Genomic DNA, 24,159 nt, shown 5'->3' with positions numbered 1-24,159 from the left:
CGTCCAGTCGTCCCCGGCAGGCCCGCGAATCGGACCTGACTGTATCACCGCACCTGATGTAAGGTTGACCGTCAATCAAGACGGCCATGGATTGGAGTAAAGCAGTTGTTCAAAAAGTACGCATGCTACTTGAGCATTTGTTTGCTCGCTGCGCCGTTTGTCGTTTGTGCCGATGAGCCTCTGCCGGCACTCCCGACACTGCCGGCAGAAATGCCTGTCGAGCCGCAAAGCCCGCTGCAGGCCGCGTTGATCAGCCTGCCTCAGTTCTGCCCGGCGATTGCCGCCCGTCTCGGCGGCCCGGCGCTTGAACAGTTGCAGGCGTTCTATCAGCAGCAGGACTGGCTGCCGGTGTGGGCGGCGGCCGGGCAATTGCCGCAATTGCACGCGCAATTGCAGCTGCTGGCCGACGATGGCCTCAATCCGAAACGCTATCCGGTCGCAGAAACAGTTCCGCAGGACGGCGATCTGTGCGCCGACATCGACATCAGTCGCAACTACCTGCAAGCCTTGCAGGACCTGCATTACGGTCGTCTGCTGCAATCGCACTTCGAACCGCTGTGGCACGCCGACGAAACGCCGCGTGACCGTCAGGCCGAACTGCTCGCCATCGCCGTGCCGGGCATGCATGACATGGCGGCGGCCTTCGATCTGGCGCGGCCGAACCTGGCGCAATATCAGAACCTGCGTCACCTCTATGCCGCGCAACGCCTGCAAGCCTTGCCGCACTGGCAATCAGTGGGCAACGGACCGCTGCTGCGTCCGGACATGGAAGACAAACGCGTACCGGAACTGGCCAAGCGGCTGTACAGCGAAGGTTATCTGAGCAGTGTGGTCGGCACGCCGGACAACGCCTATCACGGTGTCTTGGTGGAAGCCGTGAAAAGCTTCCAGGCCAACCATTCGTTGCAGGCCGACGGTGTGGTCGGGCCGGGAACGATTGCCGAGATGAACATCAGCCCGCTGACGCGCCGCGAGCAGCTGCGGGTCAACCTTGAACGGTTCCGCTGGCTGGCCCAGGACATGGAGCCCGATGGTTTACTGGTCAACGTCGCCGCTGCGGAACTGACCCTGTATCAGGACGGCGAGCCGGTGTGGCAGACCCGCACCCAGGTCGGTCGCGCCGAGCGCCAGACGCCGCTGCTCAAATCCCGGGTTACGCGCCTGACGCTGAACCCGACCTGGACCGTGCCGCCGACCATCTGGAAAGAAGACAAACTGCCGGCAATCCGCAAGGATCAGACCTTCCTCAGCCGTCAGAACCTGCAAGTGCTCGACGCCAATGGCCAGCCGCTGGCCGCCGCCGACATCGACTGGGACAACCCCGGCAATATCCTTCTGCGCCAGGACGCCGGGCCGCGCAATCCGCTGGGGCAAATGGTCATCCGCTTCCCGAACCCGTTCTCGGTGTACCTGCACGACACGCCGAGCAAGGCGCTGTTCGACAAGGGCCCACGGGCGTTCAGTTCCGGTTGTGTGCGGGTCGAGCATCCGATGAAACTGCGCGACTTCCTGCTCAGCCCGGCGGAAAGGGCTCGCACCGACACCTTGCTCGCCACCGGCGCTACCCATGAATTCCGCCTGAGCAACCCGGTGCCGATCCTGATGACTTACTGGACGGCACAGGTCGACGGGAAGGGCCGCGTGCTCTACGCGCCGGACATCTACAGCCGTGACAGCGCGTTGCTGGCGGGCCTTGACCAGGCGCATTGATTCTCAGCGGCTGGCGCGTTTCCAGAAAAAACGCGCCAGCCACGCATCCACACTCAATTTGCCGGCCCCGGCAAACACCAGCGGCACCAGCGCAGCCAGGTAAATCGCCGGCAGCTTGAAGTTGCCGAAGCCCTTGTTGGTGATCGCGTAGCCCTGCGCCAGTTCGCTCAACGACGACCAGTCTGCCGGCCAGTGCACGGCGGCGGTGGCGACGACCGTCACCACGATCAGCGAAATGGCCGAGATCCGCGTGCCGAGTCCGATCAGGATCGCCAGCGCGCAGATCAGTTCGGCCCACATCGACAGTTCCCAGTTCAGCGTCGCCGGCAAGTGATCGAAGGGAAACGGGAAACGGTCCTGAATGTCTTCAAACCAGTTCTGGCCGTTGAATTTCTCCAGGCCCGATTCGAAAAACTCCCAGGCGATGAACAGGCGCAGGGTCAGCGGCGCCAGCCATTGGCCTGCGCGATCAAGATTCAGGTGCAGGCCTTTGACGGCCGTCGAGAGAGCAGTGGTCATGGGATGGCTCCGTTCAATCAAGGGAAAACGGGGCACCGGCGTGCCCCGTGAAGAGGGTTATTCGCCGGCACCGCACTTGCCTTCGCCGCATTTGCCTTCCGAGGTTTTTTCCGGGGTGTCGGCCTGGGCCTGGGCCTGGGTCTGGCTGTAGCCGTGATCCAGTTGCTTGACGCTGAACGCCTCGGAAGCCGAAGCGGCGTTGGACAGGGCCAGGCCACCGGCAAGCAGCAGGCCGAGCGTCAGGGAGGTTTTCGAGAGTTTGGTCATGGTGAATCTCCGATACGAAATGTGAGTTCAAAGGCTTGATCGGGGCTGCCGATCGACAGGTTCATTTGAACGTCGGGCTGTATCGGTGATGTGTCGCGAACGGGGGGATTTGTGCTCGTGGTGTGTCCGTCGCCGCGTCGTATACAGTGCGATACACAAACGCGGTGTGATTCGGCTGGCGGGCGCAGCGTCTAGCCACGGTGTCCCCGCAATCCCATGGGGCGAGACTTCGAGACCCGGCATGCAAGCGCTGTTGAACGAGATCCTTGACGCTGTCCGGCCCCTGATCGGGCAGGGCAAGGTGGCTGACTACATTCCAGCCCTCGGCACCGTGCCGCCCGATCAACTGGGCATCGCGGTGTACGGCAACGACGGCGAGATGTATTGCGCCGGCGATGCCGAGACACTGTTCTCGGTACAGAGTATTTCCAAGGTGTTCAGCCTGGTGCAGGCCATCGAACACTCCGGCGAGGCGATCTGGGAGCGACTGGGCCACGAGCCGTCCGGCCAGCCGTTCAACTCGCTGGTGCAGCTGGAATTCGAACGCGGCCGTCCGCGCAATCCGTTCATCAACGCCGGGGCGCTGGTGATCTGCGACATCAACCAGTCACGTTTTGCTGCACCGGCCTTGTCGATGCGCGATTTCGTGCGACGGTTGTCGGGCAATCCGCAGGTGATGGTCGACGGCAAAGTGGCCGAGTCTGAATACCAGCACCGCGCACGCAACGCGGCGATGGCCTACCTGATGCAATCCTTCGGCAACTTCCACAACGACGTCGAAGCGGTGCTGCGCAGCTACTTCAGCCACTGCGCATTGCGCATGAGCTGCATCGACCTGGCCCGGGCGTTCTGCTTCCTTGCCAACGACGGCTATTGCAAGCACAGCGGCGAACAGATCCTCACCCGTCGCCAGACCCAGCAAGTCAACTCGATCATGGCCACCAGCGGCCTGTACGACGAGGCCGGCAACTTCGCCTACCGTGTCGGTTTGCCGGGCAAGAGCGGTGTCGGTGGCGGCATCGTTGCCGTAGTGCCGGGGCAATTCACGGTGTGCGTGTGGTCGCCTGAACTCAACGCAGCGGGCAACTCGCTGGCGGGCATGGCGGCGCTGGAAATGCTCAGTTCGCGGATTGGCTGGTCGGTGTTCTGAGCCTGTGTTGCTTTGAGGGTGGGCAAGCTATACATTTTCCGGCCGCCCTCAATATGGTGAATCCGCTCCATGTCTCTCGCGCTCGAACGTCTCGTCGCTGGCACGCCCATCCCTTTCGCCGGTAACCGCGTCACTGTGGTCAGCCCCGAACTGGCCGAGCGTTTCCGACCCGGCGACCACCTGTTGGTGGAGCAGGTGAGTGGCGAGTTGTTGCTGATTCCGGTGGTGGATCAGCAGGCGGCTTCGGTGGCGATCGAGCGTGCAGCGGCGGCGTTTACTGCGTTGTCTGCTGTGTCGGATGAAGCCATCAGCCGTTTCTTCGATCTGTTTGCCCAACGCCTGGAAAACCCGGACGCCTGGGCGCTGATCGAAACCGCCAACCTCGCTGACATCGAACGGGCCAAGGCACGCGGTCGTTCGACCACCCGTTTGCTCGCCGACGAGCGCATGCGCCGCGACATGATCGCCGGCCTGCGCGCCTGGCGTGATGCGCCGGCCACGCGCGGCAAGGTTATCAGCAGCGTCGAACACGACGGCTGGAAGGTCGAGCAAGTGGTGTCGCCGCTGGGCATCGTCGCGTTTGTGTTCGAAGGCCGGCCGAACGTCTTCGCCGACGCCGCTGGTGTATTGCGCACCGGCAATACCGCCGTGCTGCGCATTGGCAGCGATGCGTTGGGCACCGCGCAAGCTATCGTCACTCACGCCTTGAACCCGGCGCTGGCCGATGCCGGGCTGCCGGCGGGTGCGGTGTCGCTGGTCGAGAGCGTCAACCACGCCGCCGGTTGGGCGATGTTCGCCGACCGGCGTCTGTCGCTGGCGGTGGCCCGTGGTTCGGGCCGTGCGGTCAGCCAGTTGGGTAGCATCGCCCAGCAGGCCGGCACCGCCGTCAGCCTGCACGGCACCGGTGGCGCGTGGCTGATCGCCGATCGCGATGCCGACGCCAAACGCTTCGCCGCTGTGGTACGTAACTCGCTGGATCGCAAGGTCTGCAACACCCTCAACGTCTGCCTGATCCAGCGCGAGCGTGCCGCTGAACTGGTGCCGTTGTTCCTCGATGCCTTGCAGCAGGCCGGCACCGCGCGCGGTCAGGGCTGCAAATTGCACATCGTCGAAGGCAGCGAAAGCTACCTGCCGAGCGACTGGCAGAACGCGACGGTCGAGGTCTATCGCGCCGAGGGTTACCAGACCGAAGCCCTGGCCGAGCCATTGCCGGAAGCGCAACTGGGCCGCGAGTGGGAATGGGAAGAAACCCCGGAAACCAGCCTGATGATCGTCGACGATCTGGATCAGGCCATCGCACTGTTCAACCGTTACAGCCCGCAGTTCACGGTGTCGCTGATCAGCGAAGACGCGGCGGTTCAGGAGCGTTTCTACAGCGCGGTCAACGCGCCGTTCGTGGGCAACGGGATTACCCGTTGGGTCGACGGCCAGTACGCGCTGAACAAGCCGGAACTGGGGCTTTCGAACTGGGAGAGCGGACGGTTGTTCGCCCGCAGCGCGATTCTTTCCGGAGACGGTGTGTTCACCGTGCGCAGCCGCATGACCCAGGTCGATCTGGGCGTAAAACGCTAAAACCAAAACGCCGCGCCTGTCGCAATGACAGGCGCGGCGTTGTTGTTTCACTTGGCGGTGGCGGCGGATTCGATCAGGCTGGCCACGGTTTTCGGATTCGACACCATCACCACATGGGACGCGCCTTTGACCACCACGGTCTTTTGGGCGTGCGCCCGTTCGGCCATGAACGCCATGGCTTGTGGCGGGATGTTCTTGTCCTTGTCGCCGTACACGAACCACGACGGAATCGTTTTCCATGCGGGCTCGCTGGCTGCCTCGTTCAGCGCGGCCTCGGTGACCGGGCGCTGGGTGGCGGCCATCAGTTTTGCGTCGGCGTTTGGAACATCGGCGGCGAACTGGTCATGGAACTTGTCCTGCTGGATGTACAGATCCTTGCCGCCATCCTTCAGGGTAACGGGCGGCGCGAGGGTCGGACCGAGGGTGCTGCCGGGGAATTTGCCGGCCAGTCCGGCCACGGTTTCACCCGCTTCGGGCGCCAGTGCCGCGACATACACCAGCGCCTTGACGTTGGCGTTGCCGTACGCGGCTTCACTGATCACCGGCCCGCCATAGGAGTGGCCGACCAGCACCACAGGCGACTTGATTCCGGCCAGCACGTCGGCGACTGATTGCGCATCGCCCTTGAGCGTACGCAGCGGGTTGGCCGCCGCGATCACCGGATAACCGTCCTTTTCCAGAATCTTCACCACACCGTTCCAGCTGCTGGAGTCGGCGAAGGCACCGTGCACCAGCACCACGGTGGGTTTCTCGGCGGCCATCGCCGAGGTGGCGCCGGCCATGGCGGCGGCGAGGGCCAGTCCTGCAAACAGCTTGTTCATTGAATGTTCCTTGTGTCGGGAGGAGGGATGCAGCGTCAGGGCTATTCAAGGTGCCCGCTGTATCGCTGATGTGTCCGCCTCCCGGTGCGGGTGCATGGAACTGTGTCTGGCAGGGCGCTGGCTACACGCTGATACAAAGCAAACGCCCCGGCAGGTGCGGGGCGTTCGGTTCAGGCGGCATCGACCGTTTGGCCATACACCGCGCACGTCGACGGTTGCTCGGCCAGCGAGACGAAGGTGCGGCGGTCGGCGCTCAAGGCATCGATGGAACCGGTCTCGATGTCGTACACCCAGCCGTGCAGGTTCAGCAGGCCTTTCTCCTGGGCCAGACGCACGCTCGGGTGGGTCTGAATGTTCGCCAGTTGGGCGATCACGTTCTCGCGCACCATCGAACTCAGCTTGGCGGCGTCATTGGCGTGTGGCCGCGATTCGTTGACCACTTTCGCCGACTCGGCATGTTGCAGCCAGCCGCTGACGGCGGGCAGATGATCCATGCATTTGCACTGGGCGATGGCGGTCATGGCGCCGCAATCGGAGTGGCCGCAGATCACGATGTCGGTCACGCCAAGCACGGCCACCGCGTATTCCACCGTCGCCGAAACCCCACCCGGGTGCGGGCTGTAGGACGGCACGATATTGCCGGCGTTGCGGATCACGAACAGTTCGCCGGGTTCTTGTTGGGTCAGCAGTTCCGGAATTACGCGGCTGTCGGAGCAAGTGATGAACAAGGTGCCCGGGGTCTGGGTAGTCGCCAGGTATTTGAACAGTTCAGTGCGTTGCGGAAAGGCTTCGCTCTGGAACTTCAGGAATCCTTCGATCAGGTTTTTCATGGTGTGTCCTCTCAGTTGGAGCAGCCAGTGCCGAACTCGCTGTATTGAAGAATGTGTTTTGCGCCGTGACTGTCGAGGTAGGTCATCTCGACCGGCACTACGCCGCAGACGTCGGCGACCGGGGTGATGCTCACGACCTGCGCGATGTCCAGTTGCATGCCGTAGCGGTAGGCGACAGCTTCTTCACTGGCCTGTGCTTGAGCGCAAAGGCCGGCGAGCAGGGCCAGGGACAACAGAATTTTTTGCATGGGGCAGCCTCCAGACGGATGTGGTGACGACTTGGCAATTCAGGTTTGGGCGGGCCCGCACGCGGGGTGCGGGCTCGGGATGGATCAGAACGGACGCAGCGGGAGGAACTTGCCGTCGAGGGTGACCACGGCGCGGGAGCCGCCTTCAGGGTCTTCGACTTTCTTGATGTCGAGCTTGAAGTTGATCGCGCTGATGATGCCGTCGCCGAATTGTTCGTGAACCAGTGCCTTCAGGGTGGTGCCGTAGATCTGGATCATTTCGTGGAAGCGGTAGATGGTCGGGTCGGTCGGCACACCATCGAGGCTGCCGCGCAGCGGGATGATTTGCAGGGCGGCGACGTCTTCGGCGCTCAGCTCAAGCTTGTCGCCAACGACTTCCGCGGCGGCTTTTGGCAGCGGGTGTTGGCCGAGGAGGGCGGCGGTGACGTAGGCCAGGCTCAGGCCGGTGCCGTCGGCCAGGTCCTGCCACGACAGGTTTTTCTGTGCCTTGGCATCCAGGGCGCGAGTGGTCAGGGCGATGCGGCTGTCGTTGTAGGCTTGAGATTGCATGGTGTTTCTCCTTTCGGGGTTGGCTTGCTGTGTGGGGTTCATCTTCTGCCGATTGATCCATAGCGTCCAAGACCGATATACAATGCAAGGCATAAGCACTGCCTATAGATGGAGAGCCCCATGCTGCTGCGACATTTGCGTTACCTGCTGGCCGTGGCCGATCACGGCGGTTTCACCCGGGCGGCCGAGGCGCTGCACGTGTCGCAGCCGACCCTGTCGCAGCAGATCCGCCAGTTGGAGGAAAGCCTCGGCGTGGATCTGTTTGATCGCACCTCACGTTCCGTAAAGCCCACTGACGCTGGTCAGGCCTATATCGAGTGCGCGCGGCGGGTGCTGGTGGAACTGGAGGCGGGCAAGCGCGCGTTGCATGACGTGAAGGATCTGTCCCGAGGCTCGCTGCGCCTGGCCATGACCCCGACCTTCATGGCGTATCTGGTGGGGCCGTTGGTGCGCGATTACGTGGCGCGGTATCCGGGGATTCACCTGGAGATTTTCGAGTTGTCGATGGATGACATCGAGGCCGGGCTGGCGGATGACTCGCTGGATATCGCGATTGCTTTCACACCGGTGCGCAACACGGACATTGAATGCATTCCGGCGTTTGTCGAGACGCTGGGCGTGATGGTCGGGCGTGAACATCCGTTGCATGACAGTGCTGCAGTGCTGACGCCGGATGACATTGCGCAGCTGGATTTCGCTCTGTTGGCGCCGGACTTCATCACGCGGCTGTCGATTGACGAGTATTTCCGCCAGCATGGCATTACGCCCAAGGTGCAGATCGAGGTGAACTCGGTAAGTACATTGCTGGAAGTAATCCGGCATGCGCCGATTGCGACCATGCTGCCGGAGGCGATTGCGACGGAGGATCGGGCGTTGCGCCGGTTGCGGGTCGAGAGTGAGGCGCCGCAGCGGGGGGCGGCGTTGTTGCGGCGCAAGAACAATTATCACAGTGCGGCGGCGGTGGCGTTCATGGAGATGGTGTTGGAAAACCGTTCATGAACATTGCGGGTGATCAATAAAAAAGGGCCTGCTCCTTATCGGAAGCAGGCCCTTTTGTTTATTGAAGTTAGAACTCAGTAGAACCGATCAATCACCCGAACTTCGTTGTTGTTCTGCATCGAGTCCCACGCCTGTTTCAGCGTTTGCAGAACATTACCGATGAAGTCCTTGTCGGCCGCGGCTTTCTTGCCGACATAGCCGTGGCCGCGGCGGTACATCTTCAGGCGGGCCAGCAGGTTCTGGTTGTTCCGGTCGAACTCGTCTTCACCAGCATGGGGCGACAGGCAGTCGATATGCACCTGCCCCGACTTGCTGATCCACAGAATATGGCTGTCGTGGCTGTCTTTTTGCGCAGCGAACATACGAGCCAGTTCTTCGATAGTTGGTTGATTGTTCAGATTCATGATTTTGCCCCTTGACCAGTCTGGTGATCTTTCAAAGTTGATTCGCTAATACAGGTAGCCCATCGGTTAGTTGATCCCTGGCACCGAAACCAGGACGTCAGCGGTCGCCCGTGTGAAGTACGGGGTCATGCATCTGTTGCATGTAGTCGTGTTGAATAACTGCTACGCAATAGCGTCACAACGAGGAGAAGCAGCGAAAACCGGGAGGCTCCTTGACGACGTTTTCAGGGTCGACCACAAGCGTCTTGAGAATTTTCGCCAGCGCTTCTCGTCCTTGTACTGGACGTTCAGGCCAGGTCAGCTTCTTCAATCTGCCTTGTGGGCAGCGTGTATCCGGAAAAAACAGCTCGGCGGTCAGACGAGCTTGCTCAAGCGTGTTGCCAGTGCTCCCGATCGGGGAGACGTCTGCATCATGCAAAAGCAAAACGACGCCGTCAACGGTTTTGTAGTGATTATTTTTGGTCACTACATATTGTCGGACAAAGTCATTCTGGAATGAGAAAAGAGCCGTTCAGGCAGCGTGGGAAGGGCTGCGCAGGCAGTAGAACGTGCAGGGATAACCGTCTACGGTTTTCTGCTGGCGAGTGAAGTCGCCGCCGCTCACCTCAGGGATGACCCTGGCCCAGAACCGCTGCGCAGGCAGGTTGGCGTCGACATGGAAAATTTGCCATTGACCAGGCAGATGGCTCAAGAGGGCAGAGGCGACAAACTGCGCGACGCCTTGGCCACGCCAGCGCCGGCTGACGAAGAAATAGCCGATGTTGTAATCGGCGCCTTCGATGAGAAGGTGGTCATCGACGGTCACGAACCCCGCCAGTTCGCCGTCGACGTGAATCAGGAATGGCCGGGTTGCCGGTTGGCGCCAGTAATCGTCCTTCAACTGGATCGGGAAGAAACCATGCCCGCCCAGCTTCAGCGGCAGCCATTCGCTGAAGTCGTAGGTGTAGAACTGCATCAGGTTTTCGAGGGTGTCCAGTTCGTCGCGCCGGGCGACGCGCAGTTCGATGACAGACATGTCGCTGGCTCCTGACCATCACTGCAGAAACAGTAGCGCGCAGCGGGCTATTTGGCTGCCGGTTTCGTCGTACGTTTGCTGGTGCCGGTGGTTTTGCGCCGAGTGGTCTTGCGCTTGTTCTTCCACGGTGCAGCGGCTTTGCCGGCAGGGGGCGGGCCGCTGATGGTCAGGCTCAGGCCGGCACAACGGGTCACTTGCTTGCTCATCCACGCGGCCTGTTTGGTGACGAACTCTTCCAGACTCATCTCGCCGCTTTGCACCATGTCCAACGCTTGTTCCCAAATCGCCGTGGTGCCGGGGTCGGCAATCGCTCGCGGCACCGCGTCGATCAGGCTGAACGCGGCGGGCGTGGCGGCGAGGGCCTTGCCGTTTTTCACCAGATAACCACGATCCAGCAGGCCTTGAATGATCGAAGCGCGGGTGGCTTCGGTGCCGATGCCGGTGGTGTCCTTGAGTTTTTGCTTGAGCAGAGGGTCTTCCACCAGTTTGGCGACGTTTTTCATCGCCTTGATCAGATCGCCTTCGGTGTAGGGCTTGGGTGGCTGCGTCCACAAGTCTTTGAGCTTCACGTCAGCGATAGCGCACTCGGCGCCCTGGGTCAGCGTCGGCAGGGTTTGCGGGGCAGGGGCTTCACGACCCTTGGCCGGGGCCAGTGCTTCCGGTAGTGCGCGTTTCCATCCCGGCTCGATGATCTGCTTGCCGACGGCACGCAAGGCTTCACCGGCGCAATCGAAATCGGCCTGAGTGCGGTCGTATTCATGATTGGGCAGGAACTGCGCCAGATACCGCGCACGAATCAGCGTGTAGACCGCGCGGTGCTTGCCGGTCAGGCGTTCGAGATTCTTCGCGGCGGCGGTGGGAATGATGCCGTGGTGGGCACTGACCTTGGCGTCGTTCCAGGCGCGGGAGCGGCGCTGTGGCTCCAGATGTTCGCGCAAGGCGTCGAGGCTCGGGTCGGCTTGGCGCAGCGCCGCGAGAATCCCCGGCGCCTCGCTGTGCTGGCTCACGGGCAGGTAGCCGCAATCGCTGCGCGGGTAGGTGATGACTTTGTAGGTTTCGTAGAGGGCCTGGGCAATGTCGAGGGTTTCCTGGGCGCCGAGGCCGAGCTTCTTCGAGCAGACTTCCTGCAAGGTGCCGAGATCGAAGGGCAGGGGCGCCACTTCGCGCATGCGCTCGGTGCGCAGCTTGACCACCCGGGCGCTGGCGGCGCTGCTGATTGCGGCGGCCGCTTGTTGGGCGAGAGCCTGATTGAGGCAGCGATCCTGATCGTCACAGGCATCGTTCGGCGCGCGCCATTGCGCCGTGAACGCCGTGCCGTTGTGCAGCAGTTGCACATCGATGGCCCAGTACGCCACCGGCACGAAGTCAGCGATGCTGCGGTCGCGATCCACCACCAGCCGCAGGGTCGGCGTCTGCACCCGGCCCACCGGCAACACGCCTTGATAGCCGGATTGCCGGCCAAGCAGGGTGAACAGGCGACTCATGTTCATCCCGATCAGCCAGTCTGCTCGTGAGCGCCCCAATGCCGAGTGATAGAGGCTGAAGGTTTCAGCGCCCGGCTTCAGAGCCGCCAAAGCCTTGCGGATCGATGCTTCGTCCAGTGCCGACAGCCACAAGCGGCGGATCGGCCCGCGATAGCGGCAATGTTCCACCAGTTCCCGGGCGATCATCTCGCCTTCGCGGTCGGCGTCGGTGGCGATGATCAGTTCGCTGGCCTCGCCGAGCAGGCGTTTGACTGCCTTGTACTGGCTGGCAGTGCGCGGCTTGACGGTCATTTTCCACTTGTCCGGGATGATCGGCAGGTCCGCCAGCACCCAGCGCTTGTAGCGTGCGTCGTAGGCGTCCGGCGGGGCGGTTTCCAGCAAGTGGCCGATGCACCAGGTCACCGTGACGTCCGTTCCCAGCCAGCAGCCGTCGCCTCGGCGCCTGGCGCCCAGCACGGCCGCAATATCCTTGGCTTGGGAAGGTTTTTCACAGAGGTACAGCCGCATAACCACCGTCGTCGATCATTGCCCGAAGAGGCGCACAGAATGGCCTGACTCGGGCGAAGGGGCAACTTTTATCTGTATGGATATACAGATAAAAGGATTGCCGGTCATGACAGCCGTCGCCGGGGCAATCGGGGACGCTATCGAGAAATTGATTAGCGCCCCCCTTGGCGGCTGTGGCAGGTTCAATCTGCCTCAACAGGGCGAGTGACAGGACGATCTCGCCAGAAGATCGCCGTTTTTCTGTCTGACACTGACCATTTAGAAACAAGGACGTACACCATGTCTCAACCTTCCTCTCAGGCCAGCAGCGCCTTCACTGCGGTCGACACCTTCAGCCACCTGTATGACCGTGGCACCGGGACCGTCAACGGCAAACCGTCGTTCACTGCCGACCAGGCCGCCGACGAAATCCTGCGCAAGGGCATGTCGTGGCAAGACAAGAACGCTGACGGCAAGATTGATCTGACCTACACGTTCCTGACCGACAAACCGTCGAACTACAACCCGAAACTCGGCAACTTCAGCGAGTTCAGCGCTCAGCAGAAAGACCAGGCCATCCTGTCGATGCAATCGTGGTCGGACGTGGCCAAAGTCACCTTCACCGAGGGCAAGGGTGGCGACGGTCACATGACCTTCGGCAACTACGACGTCAGCACCGGCGGCGCGGCGTTTGCCTACCTGCCGCAGGGCAGCAGCTACGACGGTCAGTCGTGGTATCTGATCAACGATAAGTACCAGGTCAACAAGACCCCGGACACCAATAACTACGGGCGCCAGACCCTGACCCACGAAATCGGCCACACCCTAGGCCTGTCGCACCCGGGCGCCTACAACGCCGGCAATGGCAACCCGACCTACGGCGACGCCAAGTACGCCGAAGACACCCGTGGCTACAGCCTGATGAGCTACTGGAGCGAAGCCAACACCGACCAGAACTTCAGCAAGGACGGCAGCGGCGCCTACGCCTCCGCACCGTTGCTGGACGACATCGTCGCCGTGCAGAAACTCTACGGTGCCAACCTGGAAACCCGTGCCGACGACACCGTGTACGGCTTCAACTCCAACGCCGACCGCGACTACTACAGCGCTACTTCGGACACCTCCAAAGTGGTGTTCTCGGTGTGGGACGGCGGCGGCAACGACACCCTGGACTTCTCCGGCTTCAGCCAGAACCAGAAGATCAACCTCAACGAAGGTTCGTTCTCCGACGTTGGCGGCCTGGTGGGCAACGTCTCCATCGCGTATGGCGTGACCGTTGAAAACGCGGTGGGCGGCTCGGGCAATGACCTGCTGATCGGCAACGCGGCGGCCAACGACCTGATTGGCGGTGCCGGCAACGACATCATCTACGGCGGTGGCGGTGGTGATTCGCTGTGGGGCGGTGAAGGCGCAGACACCTTCGTGTTCGGCGCTGCCAGCGATTCGACCATGACCGCGCCGGACTGGATCATGGATTTCACCAGTGGCCTGGACAAGATCGACCTGTCGGGCATCGCCGGTTTTGCCACGGGGGCGGCCACGCTGAACTTCGTCAGCGGCTTTACCGGGCACGCGGGCGACGCGATCCTCACTTACTTCGAACAGACCAACCAGACCAGCCTGATGATCGACCTGACGGGCCAGGGCTCGGTGGACTTCGCAGTGGGTGTAGTGGGGCAGGCCGTGGCGACCGATATCGTCGCCTGATCTGAAAACGGAAAATCTGAAACCGGAAAACCGCAGCCTTCGCCGGCTGCGGTTTTTTTATGGGCGGAAAACCGTTCGGCTGCGAACCCGACGAGATCCGGCGGCATGGGTTATACCTGAAGCGCTCCCTTCGCTGCTGTCAGGAGAAACCGATGAAAACCTCCGGTCCCAGTCCCGTCATCACCATCGCCGAGCAGCCAGGCTGCCTGCTGGTGAAGTTCCATGGCATACAAGTCGCCGCCTCCGCCCGAGCATTGGTGCTGCTCGAGGCCAACTACCCGCCGGTCTACTACATCCCCCGCGAAGACATCGACGAAAAATACTTCGCCCGCACCGACCACACGAGTTATTGCCCGTACAAGGGCGACGCCAATTATTTCAGTCTGCAAGTGCCCGGGCATGAGGGGGCGAACGCGGTGTGGACGTACGAACATCCGAAGATTTCGGTCAGCCAGATCAAGGATTACGTTGCGTTCTATCCCGATCAGGTGAAGTTTGAATTGCTGGAGGCGGAGGTCTGAGATTCAGTGCGGTGGCGAGGGTGCGAAACCCTCGCCACACTGATCAAGGATCAGTTCTTGTCCAGATCGATATTCTTCGTCTCACGCAGACAGATCATCCCCACCACCAGGCTCACCCCGGTAATCAGCACCGGGTACCACAGCCCGTAGAAAATATCCCCGGTGTACACCACCAGCGCAAACGACACGGTCGGCAGGAAACCGCCGAACCAGCCGTTGCCGATGTGGTACGGCAAGGACATCGAGGTGTAGCGGATGCGGGTCGGGAACAGTTCGACCATCAGCGCCGCGAGCGGGCCGTAACACATGGCGGAGATGATGATCAGGGCGACGATCAGGGCCACGATCATCGGCTTGTTGATCTGTTGCAGGTCAGCCTGTTGCGGGTAGCCGGCGAGGGTGATCGCGCCGCGCAGTGATGCCTCGTCGAAGCCATCGAGTTTGACATCGCCGACGCTCACTTGCACCGCGCTGCCCGCCGGGGCGGCGACGCTGGAGTAGGGCAGGCCTTGCTTGACCAGGAAGGTCTTGACCTTGTCGCACGGGCTGTCGAATTTGGCCTTGCCCACCGGGTCGAACTGGAAGGTGCAGGTGGCCGGATCCGCCACAACGGTGATCGGCGCCTGCTGGCTGGCGTGGTCGATGGCCGGGTTGGCGTAGTGGGCCAGGGATTTGAAGATCGGGAAGTACAGCGCCGTCGCCAGCAGCAGGCCAAGCATCAGCACCGGTTTACGTCCGACCTTGTCCGACAGCCAGCCGAAAATGATGAAGAACGGCGCGCCGATCACCACGCTGATGATCAGCAGACTGTTGGCCACCGCCGGGTCCATTTTCAGGAACTGGGTGAGGAAGAACAGTACGTAGAACTGTGCGGCGTAGAAGGTCACCGCTTGCCCGGCGTTGATGCTGAACAGGGCGATCAGCACGACTTTGAGGTTTTCCCATTTACCGAAGGATTCGCGGATCGGCGCCTTGCTGGCCTTGCCTTCCTCTTTCATCTTCAGATAGGCCGGCGACTCGTGCAGGCTCAGGCGAATCCAGGTGGAAATGCCCAGCAGCACGATCGACAGCAGAAACGGAATGCGCCAGCCCCAGACTTCGAACTGATCGCCGGTGAAGTAGCGGCACCCGAGCACCACCAGCAGCGACAGCAGCAGACCGAGGGTCGCGGTGGATTGAATCCAGCTGGTGTGGAAACCGCGTTTGCCGATGGGCGCGTGTTCTGCCACGTAAGTCGCGGCGCCGCCGTACTCACCGCCGAGGGCCAGGCCCTGAAGCATGCGCAGCCCCACGAGAATGATCGGCGCGGCGATGCCGATGCTGGCGTAGGTCGGCAGCAGGCCCACCGCGAACGTCGCCACGCCCATCAGAATGATGGTCGCCAGGAAAGTGTATTTGCGCCCGATCATGTCCCCCAACCGACCGAACACCAGCGCCCCGAACGGCCGCACGATGAAGCCTGCGGCAAACGCCATCAACGCGAAGATGAATGCCGTGGTGTCGTTGACCCCGGCAAAGAACTGCTTGCTGATCACCGCCGCCAGGGCGCCGTAGAGAAAGAAGTCATACCACTCGAACACCGTCCCCAGGGACGAGGCGAAGATGACCTTTCGGGTATCGGGGCTGGCGTCCGCGCTGCGCACGGCGTCCAGAGACTGAACGTGTTCTGACATATCGGTATCCCTCACAGTGATTGTTTTTGTTGTTCCACTGTCGGCGCCGACCTCGTGGGCTGGCGCCGCTATTCCTTTGGTCAAGAGAGTGCGGGCAATGCTTTTTCTTCGGCGGGAAAACTCCGGGCGGTTGGGTTGAGGATCAGCTGTGCCGCTTTTTCGGCAATCATCAGCGTAGGCGAACAGGTGTTGCCCGAGGTAATGCGCGGCATGATCGACGCATCGGCAATCCGCAGACCGGGCACACCGTGCACGCGCAATTGCGCATCGACCACCGCGTTCGCGTCATTGCCCATGCGACAGGTGCCGACCGGGTGAAAAATCGTCGTGCCGATCTTCGCCGCCGCCTCGTGCAGTTGTTCTTCGGTTTGCAGGCTGGCGCCGGGCAGGTATTCCACCGGGTTGAAGGCTTGCAGGGCCGGGGCGCTGACGATGCGCCGGGTCAGGCGAATCGCATCGGCGGCCACGCGCAGGTCTTCGGGATGGCTCAGGTAATTGGGCTGGATCAGCGGCGCTTCCTGAGGATCGGCGGAGCGGATCTCGACCCGTCCCCGGCTCTGCGGCCGTAAATCACACACCGACGCGGTGAACGCGGGGAAGCTGTGCAACGGCTCGCCAAAACGCTCCAGCGACAGCGGCTGCACGTGGTATTCGAGATTGGCCGAGGTCTGTTCCGGCCCCGAGCGGGCAAACGCGCCCAACTGACTCGGCGCCATCGACAACGGCCCGCTGCGGTCATACAGATAGCGCAGGCCCATGCCCATCTTGCCCCACACGCTGCCGGCGATCTGGTTGAGGGTGCGAGCGTTCTCCAGTTTGTAGATCAGCCGCAGTTGCAGGTGATCCTGCAGGTTGCCGCCGACGCCCGGCAGTTCATGCACCACGCCGATCCCGAGCTTTTCCAGCAGCGGACGCGGCCCGATTCCGGAGCGTTGCAGAATGCTCGGCGAGCCCACGGAACCTGCGCACAACACGATCTCCTTGCGCGCCTTGAAGCGCTTTTCTTGACCCTGCCAACGTGCGCTGACCCTTGCGGCGCGACCGTCCTCGAACAGCACGCGATCCACCTCTACGTCGGTCAACACCGTGAGATTGGCCCGATCGCGAATCGGCTTCAGAAACGCCTTCGCCGCATTCCAGCGCACCCCGGCTTTCTGATTGACCTGAAAGTAACCGCAACCCTCGTTGTCGCCCTGGTTGAAGTCATCGATGCTGGCGATGCCGCTCTGTTCGGCAGCGCTGCGAAACGCATCGAGAATCGGCCATGACAAGCGCTGGCGTTCGACCCGCCATTCACCCTGGTCACCATGAAAGTCCGCCGCGCCAGCAAAGTGGTTTTCGCTCTGTTTGAACAGCGGCAGCACGTCATTCCAGGCCCAGCCAGGATTGCCCTCGGCGGCCCAGCCGTCGTAGTCGCTGGCCTGGCCGCGCATGTAGATCATGCCGTTGATCGACGAACAGCCACCCAGCACCTTGCCGCGCGGATAACTCAGCGCGCGGCCGTTAAGGCCTGGTTGTTCTTCAGTCTTGAAGCACCAGTCGGTGCGGGGGTTGCCGATGCAGAACAGGTAACCCACGGGGATGTGAATCCACGGATAGTTGTCGCGCCCGCCGGCCTCCAGCAGCAACACGCGCTGCTGCGGATCGGCCGACAGCCGATTGGCCAGCAAACACCCGGCCGGCCCGGCACCGACCACGATGTAATCGAATTCATCGAGGGAAGTCTGCATTCCCTGACCTCACTTATTGTTTTTGTTGTCAGTCATCCTAGTTGTTAGCTTTCGTCAAAAGAATGTTAGTTTTTGCGCAGCCGCTGTGCGTTTTCAAACAGCGCTTTCTGACGATAGCCGACAAGGACAAGCCATGTTCGACTGGAACGACCTGCGGTTCTTTCTCGAGTTGCAACGCAGCGGCCGCTTGCTCACGGCCGCCCGCCGCTTGAACACCACGCACGCCACCGTTGCCCGGCATATCGAGGCCATCGAAAAAAGCCTTGGCACCGCGCTGTTCGTCCAGCATGCCCAAGGCTACGAAATGACCCCGGCGGGGGAGGCGCTACTCAAACACGCCGAAGCCATGGAAAACGTCGCGCTGCTGGCTCAGGAAGAAATCACCCAGTCCACCGCGCCGCTGGGCAAGATCCGTGTCGGTGTCACCGAAGGCTTGGGTATCATGTTTCTGGCCAGTCGCATGATCGGGCTTTTCGAGCGTTATCCGGGGCTGGAAGTGGAACTGGTGGCGGTGCCGCGTTTCGTCAGCATCCTCAACCGCGAGGCGGAAATCAGTATTCACCTGGAACGGCCAGCGGCGGACATGCTCGTCACCCGCAAACTCACTGATTATCGGCTCGCGCTCTATGCAAGTCGCGCTTATCTCGACAATGCGCCGCCGCTGCGCAGTCGCGAGGATCTTGGCCGGCATGCGTGGATCGGCTATGTCGACGATCTGCTGTTCAGTCAGGAACTGATGTTTCTCAACAGCTTCTGCCGCAATCCGCGCGTGGTGTTTCACAGCACCAGCGTCATCGCCCAGCAGCAGGCGGCACGTTCGGGGCTGGGGATTGCGGTGCTGCCTTGTTATATGGCGGCGTCGGATCCGGATTTGGTAGCGCTGTTGCCGGATGAGAGTATCGAGCGCAGTTACTGGATCAGTACGCGGCGGGAGTTGCACAAGTCGGTGCGGTTGCGGGTGGTTTGGGATTATGTGGTGGGGTTGTGTGAGGCGGAGCAAGCGCTCCTTCGATAATCTCTCCCGGTCCATGGCAGCGTCTATAGTTGAATGGTGGCGATGTGATGCCGCCCCCGATGAATCAACTGCGCGAGAGATCGGTCATGGATATTCTGATTTCGTTTATAGGTGTCGTACTTGGATTGAGCATTGCTACAGAGCGGGTCGTTGAAATCGTGAAAGGATTCATACCCGGTCTGAATCAAGTGAACGATGATCCCAAGGCAGAGGGAAGGCGCCGGTCCTATCTGCAAATACTTGCCGTCGTAGGCGGGGTCATCACAGCGTTCCTTTCCCGTGGAGCCATACCGGGCGACTTCGTCTTTCTCAAGTCTGATCTCGGCGTGGTGTGTCTGGGACTGTTGGCCAGTGGCGGGTCAGGTTTTTGGAATGCTGTCCTGATGTATGTCACTCAGGCCAAGGAACTGAAGAAAGTCGAGGTCAAAAAGGCTCAGGAGAGTCCTGCGGTCCCGCCTGTCTGAGAACGAGCGGCGCCCATCGCCTTGGCGGTGGGCGTGGTGCAACTAAGTTCTAGGGCGACAGGTCATTCAAGTTGCAGAGGTTGAGTCATCTCGCAGAACCTCGACTACGAAGACGCTTCCCGTGGCCACTCACCTCGATCGCCGCAATAACCTGTCCCTCGACAGCCTGAATTTCTTCCTCGCCGACGTGCGTGACGGGCTCGGTCCCTATCTGGCGATTTATCTGCTGGCGGTTCACCACTGGGAGCCGGCGAGTATCGGTCTGGTCATGACCATCGCCGGGATCGCCGCGCTCATCACGCAAACCCCGGCAGGCGCGCTGGTCGACAGCACACGCTTGAAGCGGGCGCTGATAGCGATTGCCGCACTGGTGGTCACCGTTAGCTGTCTGCTGCTGCCATTTGTGACGTCGTTTACCCTGGTGGCCGTGACGCAAGCCATCAGTGCCGTTGCCGCTTCAATCTTCGCCCCCGCCATCTGCGCGATCACCCTCGGCATTACTGGACCTCGCGCCTTCACGCGAAGAACCGGGCGCAACGAAACCTTCAACCACGCCGGCAACGCCTGCGCCGCACTGCTGGCCGGTTTGTCTGCGTACCTGTTCGGCCCGGTTGCCGTATTTTATCTGATGGCGGTCATGGCGCTGGCCAGCGTGATTGCCGTCTCGTTCGTATCGGCCGATGCCATTGATCACGATCTCGCCCGAGGTCTTTCACCCAGCGAAACGGGGCAGGGCAAGCAGCCTTCGGGGCTTTCCGTGTTGCTCACCAACAGACCGCTGCTGATGTTCGCGATTTGCTGTGCGCTGTTTCATCTGGCGAACGCGGCGATGTTGCCGCTGGTGAGTCAGAAACTGGCGCAAGCCAATCTGCAGATGGCCACGCCGCTCACCTCGGCCTGCATCGTGGCGGCGCAAATGGTGATGGTGCCGGTCGCGTTGCTGGTGGGCGCAAAGGCCGATCTGTGGGGGCGCAAGCCGTTGCTGTTGGCGGGGTTTCTGATCCTGCCGTTACGTGGGGGGTTGTATGTGCTGTCGAACGATCCGTGGTGGCTGGTTTCAGTGCAGTTACTCGATGGCGTCGGCGCGGGGATTTTCGGCGCGCTGTTTCCGGTGGTGGTAAAAGACCTGACGCTGGGAACCGGGCATTTCAATGTCAGCCTCGGGGCGATTTCGACGGTGTTCGGTCTGGGCGCGGCGTTGAGCAATAGCCTGGCGGGAATTGTGGTTCAGGAGGCGGGGTACAGCGCTGCGTTTTTGACATTGGCGGCGGTGGCGATGGCGGCGCTGGTGCTGCTTTGGGTGGCGGTGCCGGAGACAGTGCAGCGGTCTGGTGTTGAATCAACCCGGCAGCCGAGTGCCGTCGTACCCTGATCTCTGATCCGGGTTCAATTTCTCAAAAAAACGGCCGATGGAGTTCGCATACTTTCAACGGACAGACTCCATGAACAAGGCTGTTGCTTTATTGGCTCTGGTGACCCTCGTCGCAGGTTGTAAAACCACCTCGCCAACACCCCAGGAACAGAGCTTGGCCGGCATGCGATGCCGGATATTCGCCACGACAAAAGACATCTCCAGAGACTGGGTCGAATACATCCGCGAGGCCAGCGACAACGGCAATCTTCAATGCCGGATCGCGCTCGGCGTTCTGTATGAATTTGGCCGTGGGCTGCCGCAAGACATGGGCAAGGCCAGAGCCCTTTATGAGTCCGTTGCTGCCCACGATGCCGCCGGCTACGAACAACTTGCGCGGATGGCGGAAGAGGGCAGCGGTCAAGTGGCAGACGCTAGTGAAGCGCGACGGTTGTATCAGCGAGTGCAACCTGGCAGTGCGTACAGTGATGCCCGGCTGGCGCGCTTGATGGAGGAGGGCAAAGGTGGCCCACAGGATCTGTCCGGTGCAATGACGCACTACCTGAGTGCCAGCCGATATATCGGCGACACCTCATGGGAAGGCGTTCAGCGAGTTCGTGCTCAAGGTCTGGCCATGACGGCCGAGCAGGTCGAGCGCTACAACACAATTTGGTATGAGAGTACCGGCAACAGCCTCTCCGGAACGGTGGGCGACATGGAGTTTGCCCTTAAGAAACAGAGCAAACCTGGTTCCGCCAGTAAACCCGTCACGCTGGAAATCAAAGGCAAACCCGGCTCGCTGGTGCCCGAAATCATATTGGTCGAGAGTTCGGGAAACGCCGCTGTCGATCAAGCCGTGCTCGAGGCCTTTGGCAATTACCGCTTCCCCGCCGAGCCGATAATGAAGGCTGGACAAGAGTCCTGGTCATCAAAACTTTCCGTCAGGGCAGGTTTGAACTGAGACAACCAGGTGCACTTGCCGGGCCAGCGTTTGGCGTCCAATCTATCGCTCGACGACAAGGAGCGTTATCCGACACTCCGTCGTGATCTCAGGGAGCTTGCAGCATGAGCGAAGACGCAAAAGTGAAAGGCCCGGCATCCTACTTTCCCTCGATTGAAAAAAAGTACGGCCAGCCCATCGATCACTGGCTGAAGCTTCTCGCCAGTATCACCGACAAAAAACACATGGAACTGGTCGCCTGGCTCAAGACCGAACACGGCATGGGCCACGGGCATGCGAACGCGCTGGTCGCCCATCATCTGGCAAGCGGCAAAAAGTGAGGGCAGGGCAGCCATGAACTTGAACCACAGGCCGGTGAAGGCTGACGACGTCAAAACCATTTGCAGTTTTCCGCAGGGCGTTCAGGAGTTGTATTTCATGTTCCCGAAGGCGGAATTTCCGTTGACGGAAGCGCAGATGAACGCTGCGATCAGTCAGCGCTTCGACTCCACGGTGGTCGAGGCGGAGGGCGAGATTGTCGGGTTCGCCAACTTCTATCGCGCCGAGCGCCAGGGCATTTGCTGCATCGGCAATGTGATTGTGGCACCGAGTGCCCGGGGCAAAGGCGTGGCCCGGTTTATCGTCGAGACCATGACTGAACTGGCCTTCGAGCGCTGGGAGGCCAAAGAGGTGCAGCTGTCCTGTTTCAATGAAAATACGGCGGGATTGCTGCTGTATCCGACGCTGGGGTTTGTGCCGTTTGATATCGAGGAGCGCGCCGCGCCGAATGGCGGTCGGACGGCGTTGATTCACATGCGGCGCAGTAGAGTCCCTGTCTGATGCATGTCTCTTGTTGCGAGGGGGCTGTCGGTTCGCTGGCCCCTTTTTCAAGTGCATTTTCGAACACTGTTTACCCATCGGTTTGACCGCACAGAATGTGCTAACTACGCTGCCTTTGAAGGAAGTCTCATCTCGCACGACAAGGAGTGTCGGTTATGCGCGCAGCCGTTCGTTCGCCCTTTTTCCTGACGTTTTTCGCCTCCCTCGCATTCAGCGCAGTGGCTGCCCAGCCACCGCTCGACCCGCTGGAAACCCTGAACCGCATCAACCGCAACTACAACACCCTCAAGGATGCGTGCCAGGAGCCTGACACCGGCGCCGCTCGCGGGCATTACTACTGCAGCGGTGTGACCTTGCGCATGGTCAACGACGGGCCGTTCAATCCGTGGGACTACAGCCCTTACGCGATCAAGATCGGTGCGACGTCCTACTCGTGGATTCGCAAGGATCTGAGCACGCGCATCCTCATTCACCCGGCCGGTTTCATCCTGCGCAATCCCACCGATGCAGCGGCGCTGCAACTGCCGGTCAAGGAGCAAGGCTTCACCTGCATCTACGCTTTCGATGGCGGCACCGGGCCCGAACGCAAGTGGTATGGCTGCGGCTTTTTCGACAGTCGTGAACCGCCGCGCGCCGCCCAACCACCGATGAACAACAAGAACGCTGCGCTGGCTTATGGCACCTGCGCGGAGGCCGGAGTGAACACTGCCGAGCAGTGGACCAACAAATACACCGGGCTGATGAAAGGGCCGATCCAGTACGGCCAGTGTTCCTGGAACGCGGAGAAGCCCAGCGACTGGAATGCGATGATCCGTGTCCACGAATCGCGGGTGAACACCACCAACAAAGACCCCTTTGCCTTCAGCGCACAGGTCAACGAATTCATGTTGAAGAATGCCTCGGCCACCAACGATGGCAGCGAAAACATGAAGTACATCGACGCCTTCATCTACAACGTCAACAGCACCCAGAACTTCGCCACTCGCGGCGATCAGGCGCCACCCAAGCCGGAAGACGGCCTGAACAGTGCGCGCAATTTCCAGAAGAAACTTCAGGCCCAGGGTTACAGCGTGCCGATCCTGCGGCTGGATTTCACCAAGCCGCCGGAGCAGCGCTTCAGTTATGTCGCGGCGGATCAGGCGATTGATCTGACGACCGCCGGCAACGGCCAGCCTGCACCGGTGACGTCTCGCTACATTGCGTCGGCCAATTGGGTCGAGCGCCACGACCCCGGCACCGGCAAGAACGAATGGACGCTCAACGTCACGCCGACCGCTCAGGGCAAGGCGATTCAGGCAAGCGACCAGGAGGCGTTGTACAAGGAATTGTTCGCGCTGCGCGGGGCCGACAGTCAGTGGCGCGACAACGAAAAAACACCCGGCAGCATGCGTCAGCAACTCAGTTGTCTGGTGCAGAACTACCCGGGCAAGACCGAGTGGAATCTGGAACCGTTCCGCCCCGTCGTCACCCCTCAGGAAGCCGCCAAGGCCGGTTGCAACCCGCTGCCGGTCAAGGCACCGCAGTACATCGCTTCCGCCGACTGGGTCAAACGCTACGACCCGGGCACCCGTCAGGACGAATGGACCTTGAGCGTCGTGCCGACAGCCGCCGGGCGCGCCTTGCCCAATGAGCAGATCGATGCCCTGTACCAGCAGTTGTTCGCCCTCAGAGGTGCCGATGGCAACTGGCGCGACAACGAGAAATCCGCCGGCAGCATGCGCCAGCAATTGAACTGCGTACTGGTGAATTACCGCGCCAAGACACCGTGGAATCTTGAGCCGTTCCGGCCTGCGCTTTCGGACGCCGAGACCCGGGCGGCGGGGTGCAATCCGGTTACGCGCTAAGCCCCGCCGGGTACCGGACG

25 protein-coding genes are annotated in these 24,159 nt (G+C 61.3%); 13 read left to right on the top strand and 12 right to left on the bottom strand.

Annotation, left to right across the window (positions count from 1 at the left end):
* Window positions 1–105 precede the first annotated feature (105 nt).
* Complete coding sequence (locus AC1RME_RS08845) at window positions 106–1,710, top strand: L,D-transpeptidase family protein (RefSeq protein WP_493091001.1); 1,605 nt, start codon at window positions 106–108, stop codon at window positions 1,708–1,710.
* Window positions 1,711–1,713: 3 nt separating this feature from the next.
* On the opposite strand, the gene AC1RME_RS08840 is transcribed toward AC1RME_RS08845, so the two are convergent.
* On the bottom strand, window positions 1,714–2,229 hold the full coding sequence (locus AC1RME_RS08840) for an HvfX family Cu-binding RiPP maturation protein (protein WP_096820187.1): 516 nt from the start codon (window positions 2,227–2,229) through the stop codon (window positions 1,714–1,716).
* 57 nt (window positions 2,230–2,286) lie between these two features.
* A complete protein-coding gene (locus AC1RME_RS08835; RefSeq protein ID WP_096820186.1) occupies window positions 2,287–2,496 on the bottom strand; it encodes an HvfA family oxazolone/thioamide-modified RiPP metallophore in 210 nt (69 codons plus the stop codon).
* A gap of 241 nt (window positions 2,497–2,737) precedes the next feature.
* Here AC1RME_RS08835 and glsB point away from each other — a divergent pair, with 241 nt between their 5' ends.
* Together glsB and AC1RME_RS08825 are read left to right on the top strand one after the other, a co-directional pair.
* Complete coding sequence (gene glsB / locus AC1RME_RS08830) at window positions 2,738–3,646, top strand: glutaminase B (RefSeq protein WP_096820185.1); 909 nt, start codon at window positions 2,738–2,740, stop codon at window positions 3,644–3,646.
* A 69-nt stretch (window positions 3,647–3,715) separates the two neighbouring features.
* Window positions 3,716–5,218, top strand: coding sequence for an aldehyde dehydrogenase family protein (locus AC1RME_RS08825; RefSeq protein WP_096820184.1), 1,503 nt, complete (start codon window positions 3,716–3,718; stop codon window positions 5,216–5,218).
* 47 nt (window positions 5,219–5,265) lie between these two features.
* Here the strand turns inward: AC1RME_RS08825 and AC1RME_RS08820 are convergent, their stop codons facing one another.
* The 4 genes from AC1RME_RS08820 to cynS all read right to left on the bottom strand — a co-directional run bounded on the left by AC1RME_RS08820 (window position 5,266) and on the right by cynS (window position 7,666).
* Window positions 5,266–6,039, bottom strand: coding sequence for an alpha/beta fold hydrolase (locus AC1RME_RS08820; RefSeq protein WP_096820183.1), 774 nt, complete (start codon window positions 6,037–6,039; stop codon window positions 5,266–5,268).
* A 170-nt stretch (window positions 6,040–6,209) separates the two neighbouring features.
* The gene (locus AC1RME_RS08815) at window positions 6,210–6,869 is read right to left on the bottom strand and encodes a carbonic anhydrase (protein WP_096820182.1); all 660 of its coding nucleotides are present in this window, start codon (window positions 6,867–6,869) and stop codon (window positions 6,210–6,212) included.
* A gap of 11 nt (window positions 6,870–6,880) precedes the next feature.
* Window positions 6,881–7,117 carry a DUF2790 domain-containing protein gene (locus tag AC1RME_RS08810; RefSeq protein ID WP_096820181.1) on the bottom strand — a complete coding sequence of 79 codons (237 nt, stop codon included), beginning with the start codon at window positions 7,115–7,117 and terminating at the stop codon, window positions 6,881–6,883.
* A gap of 84 nt (window positions 7,118–7,201) precedes the next feature.
* Complete coding sequence (cynS, locus tag AC1RME_RS08805) at window positions 7,202–7,666, bottom strand: cyanase (RefSeq protein WP_011334741.1); 465 nt, start codon at window positions 7,664–7,666, stop codon at window positions 7,202–7,204.
* 120 nt (window positions 7,667–7,786) lie between these two features.
* On the opposite strand from cynS, the gene cynR reads away from it, so the two are divergent.
* Window positions 7,787–8,665, top strand: a complete 879-nt coding sequence (gene cynR / locus AC1RME_RS08800; RefSeq protein WP_096820180.1) for a transcriptional regulator CynR — start codon at window positions 7,787–7,789, stop codon at window positions 8,663–8,665.
* A gap of 74 nt (window positions 8,666–8,739) precedes the next feature.
* Here the strand turns inward: cynR and AC1RME_RS08795 are convergent, their stop codons facing one another.
* The 4 genes from AC1RME_RS08795 to AC1RME_RS08780 form a co-directional block, all read right to left on the bottom strand.
* The gene (locus AC1RME_RS08795; RefSeq protein ID WP_096820179.1) at window positions 8,740–9,069 is read right to left on the bottom strand and encodes a hypothetical protein; all 330 of its coding nucleotides are present in this window, start codon (window positions 9,067–9,069) and stop codon (window positions 8,740–8,742) included.
* A 175-nt stretch (window positions 9,070–9,244) separates the two neighbouring features.
* Window positions 9,245–9,535 carry a hypothetical protein gene (locus AC1RME_RS08790; RefSeq protein WP_176504837.1) on the bottom strand — a complete coding sequence of 97 codons (291 nt, stop codon included), beginning with the start codon at window positions 9,533–9,535 and terminating at the stop codon, window positions 9,245–9,247.
* 45 nt (window positions 9,536–9,580) lie between these two features.
* On the bottom strand, window positions 9,581–10,084 hold the full coding sequence (locus AC1RME_RS08785; RefSeq protein WP_096820177.1) for a GNAT family N-acetyltransferase: 504 nt from the start codon (window positions 10,082–10,084) through the stop codon (window positions 9,581–9,583).
* 47 nt (window positions 10,085–10,131) lie between these two features.
* Window positions 10,132–12,075: a DNA topoisomerase III gene (locus AC1RME_RS08780; protein ID WP_096820176.1), complete on the bottom strand. Its 1,944-nt coding sequence runs from the start codon at window positions 12,073–12,075 to the stop codon at window positions 10,132–10,134.
* A 279-nt stretch (window positions 12,076–12,354) separates the two neighbouring features.
* Between AC1RME_RS08780 and AC1RME_RS08775 the strand changes: the two genes are divergently transcribed.
* Together AC1RME_RS08775 and AC1RME_RS08770 are read left to right on the top strand one after the other, a co-directional pair.
* A complete protein-coding gene (locus AC1RME_RS08775; protein ID WP_096820175.1) occupies window positions 12,355–13,761 on the top strand; it encodes a serralysin family metalloprotease in 1,407 nt (468 codons plus the stop codon).
* Window positions 13,762–13,913: 152 nt separating this feature from the next.
* The gene (locus tag AC1RME_RS08770; RefSeq protein ID WP_096820174.1) at window positions 13,914–14,282 is read left to right on the top strand and encodes a DUF427 domain-containing protein; all 369 of its coding nucleotides are present in this window, start codon (window positions 13,914–13,916) and stop codon (window positions 14,280–14,282) included.
* 50 nt (window positions 14,283–14,332) lie between these two features.
* Here the strand turns inward: AC1RME_RS08770 and AC1RME_RS08765 are convergent, their stop codons facing one another.
* Window positions 14,333–15,955 (bottom strand): MFS transporter, encoded by a 1,623-nt coding sequence (locus AC1RME_RS08765; RefSeq protein WP_096820173.1) that lies wholly within the window; start codon window positions 15,953–15,955, stop codon window positions 14,333–14,335.
* Between the two features lie 80 nt (window positions 15,956–16,035).
* A complete protein-coding gene (locus AC1RME_RS08760; RefSeq protein ID WP_096820172.1) occupies window positions 16,036–17,685 on the bottom strand; it encodes a GMC family oxidoreductase in 1,650 nt (549 codons plus the stop codon).
* Window positions 17,686–17,818: 133 nt separating this feature from the next.
* Here AC1RME_RS08760 and AC1RME_RS08755 point away from each other — a divergent pair, with 133 nt between their 5' ends.
* From AC1RME_RS08755 to AC1RME_RS08725, 7 genes are all read left to right on the top strand, one after another.
* The gene (locus AC1RME_RS08755; RefSeq protein WP_096820171.1) at window positions 17,819–18,700 is read left to right on the top strand and encodes a LysR family transcriptional regulator; all 882 of its coding nucleotides are present in this window, start codon (window positions 17,819–17,821) and stop codon (window positions 18,698–18,700) included.
* A gap of 86 nt (window positions 18,701–18,786) precedes the next feature.
* Window positions 18,787–19,164 (top strand): hypothetical protein, encoded by a 378-nt coding sequence (locus tag AC1RME_RS08750; RefSeq protein WP_141401774.1) that lies wholly within the window; start codon window positions 18,787–18,789, stop codon window positions 19,162–19,164.
* A 121-nt stretch (window positions 19,165–19,285) separates the two neighbouring features.
* Complete coding sequence (locus AC1RME_RS08745) at window positions 19,286–20,536, top strand: MFS transporter (RefSeq protein WP_096820169.1); 1,251 nt, start codon at window positions 19,286–19,288, stop codon at window positions 20,534–20,536.
* 70 nt (window positions 20,537–20,606) lie between these two features.
* Window positions 20,607–21,476, top strand: a complete 870-nt coding sequence (locus AC1RME_RS08740) for an SEL1-like repeat protein (RefSeq protein ID WP_096820168.1) — start codon at window positions 20,607–20,609, stop codon at window positions 21,474–21,476.
* 104 nt (window positions 21,477–21,580) lie between these two features.
* Window positions 21,581–21,796 carry a DUF4287 domain-containing protein gene (locus AC1RME_RS08735; protein ID WP_096820167.1) on the top strand — a complete coding sequence of 72 codons (216 nt, stop codon included), beginning with the start codon at window positions 21,581–21,583 and terminating at the stop codon, window positions 21,794–21,796.
* Window positions 21,797–21,809: 13 nt separating this feature from the next.
* Window positions 21,810–22,295 carry a GNAT family N-acetyltransferase gene (locus tag AC1RME_RS08730; protein WP_096820166.1) on the top strand — a complete coding sequence of 162 codons (486 nt, stop codon included), beginning with the start codon at window positions 21,810–21,812 and terminating at the stop codon, window positions 22,293–22,295.
* Window positions 22,296–22,450: 155 nt separating this feature from the next.
* Window positions 22,451–24,139 carry a DUF2599 domain-containing protein gene (locus AC1RME_RS08725; protein ID WP_096820165.1) on the top strand — a complete coding sequence of 563 codons (1,689 nt, stop codon included), beginning with the start codon at window positions 22,451–22,453 and terminating at the stop codon, window positions 24,137–24,139.
* Window positions 24,140–24,159 lie beyond the last annotated feature (20 nt).

Source organism: Pseudomonas sp. GW822-FHT03F08 (assembly GCF_058801265.1).
This window is presented reverse-complemented; position numbering and strand designations above follow the sequence as displayed.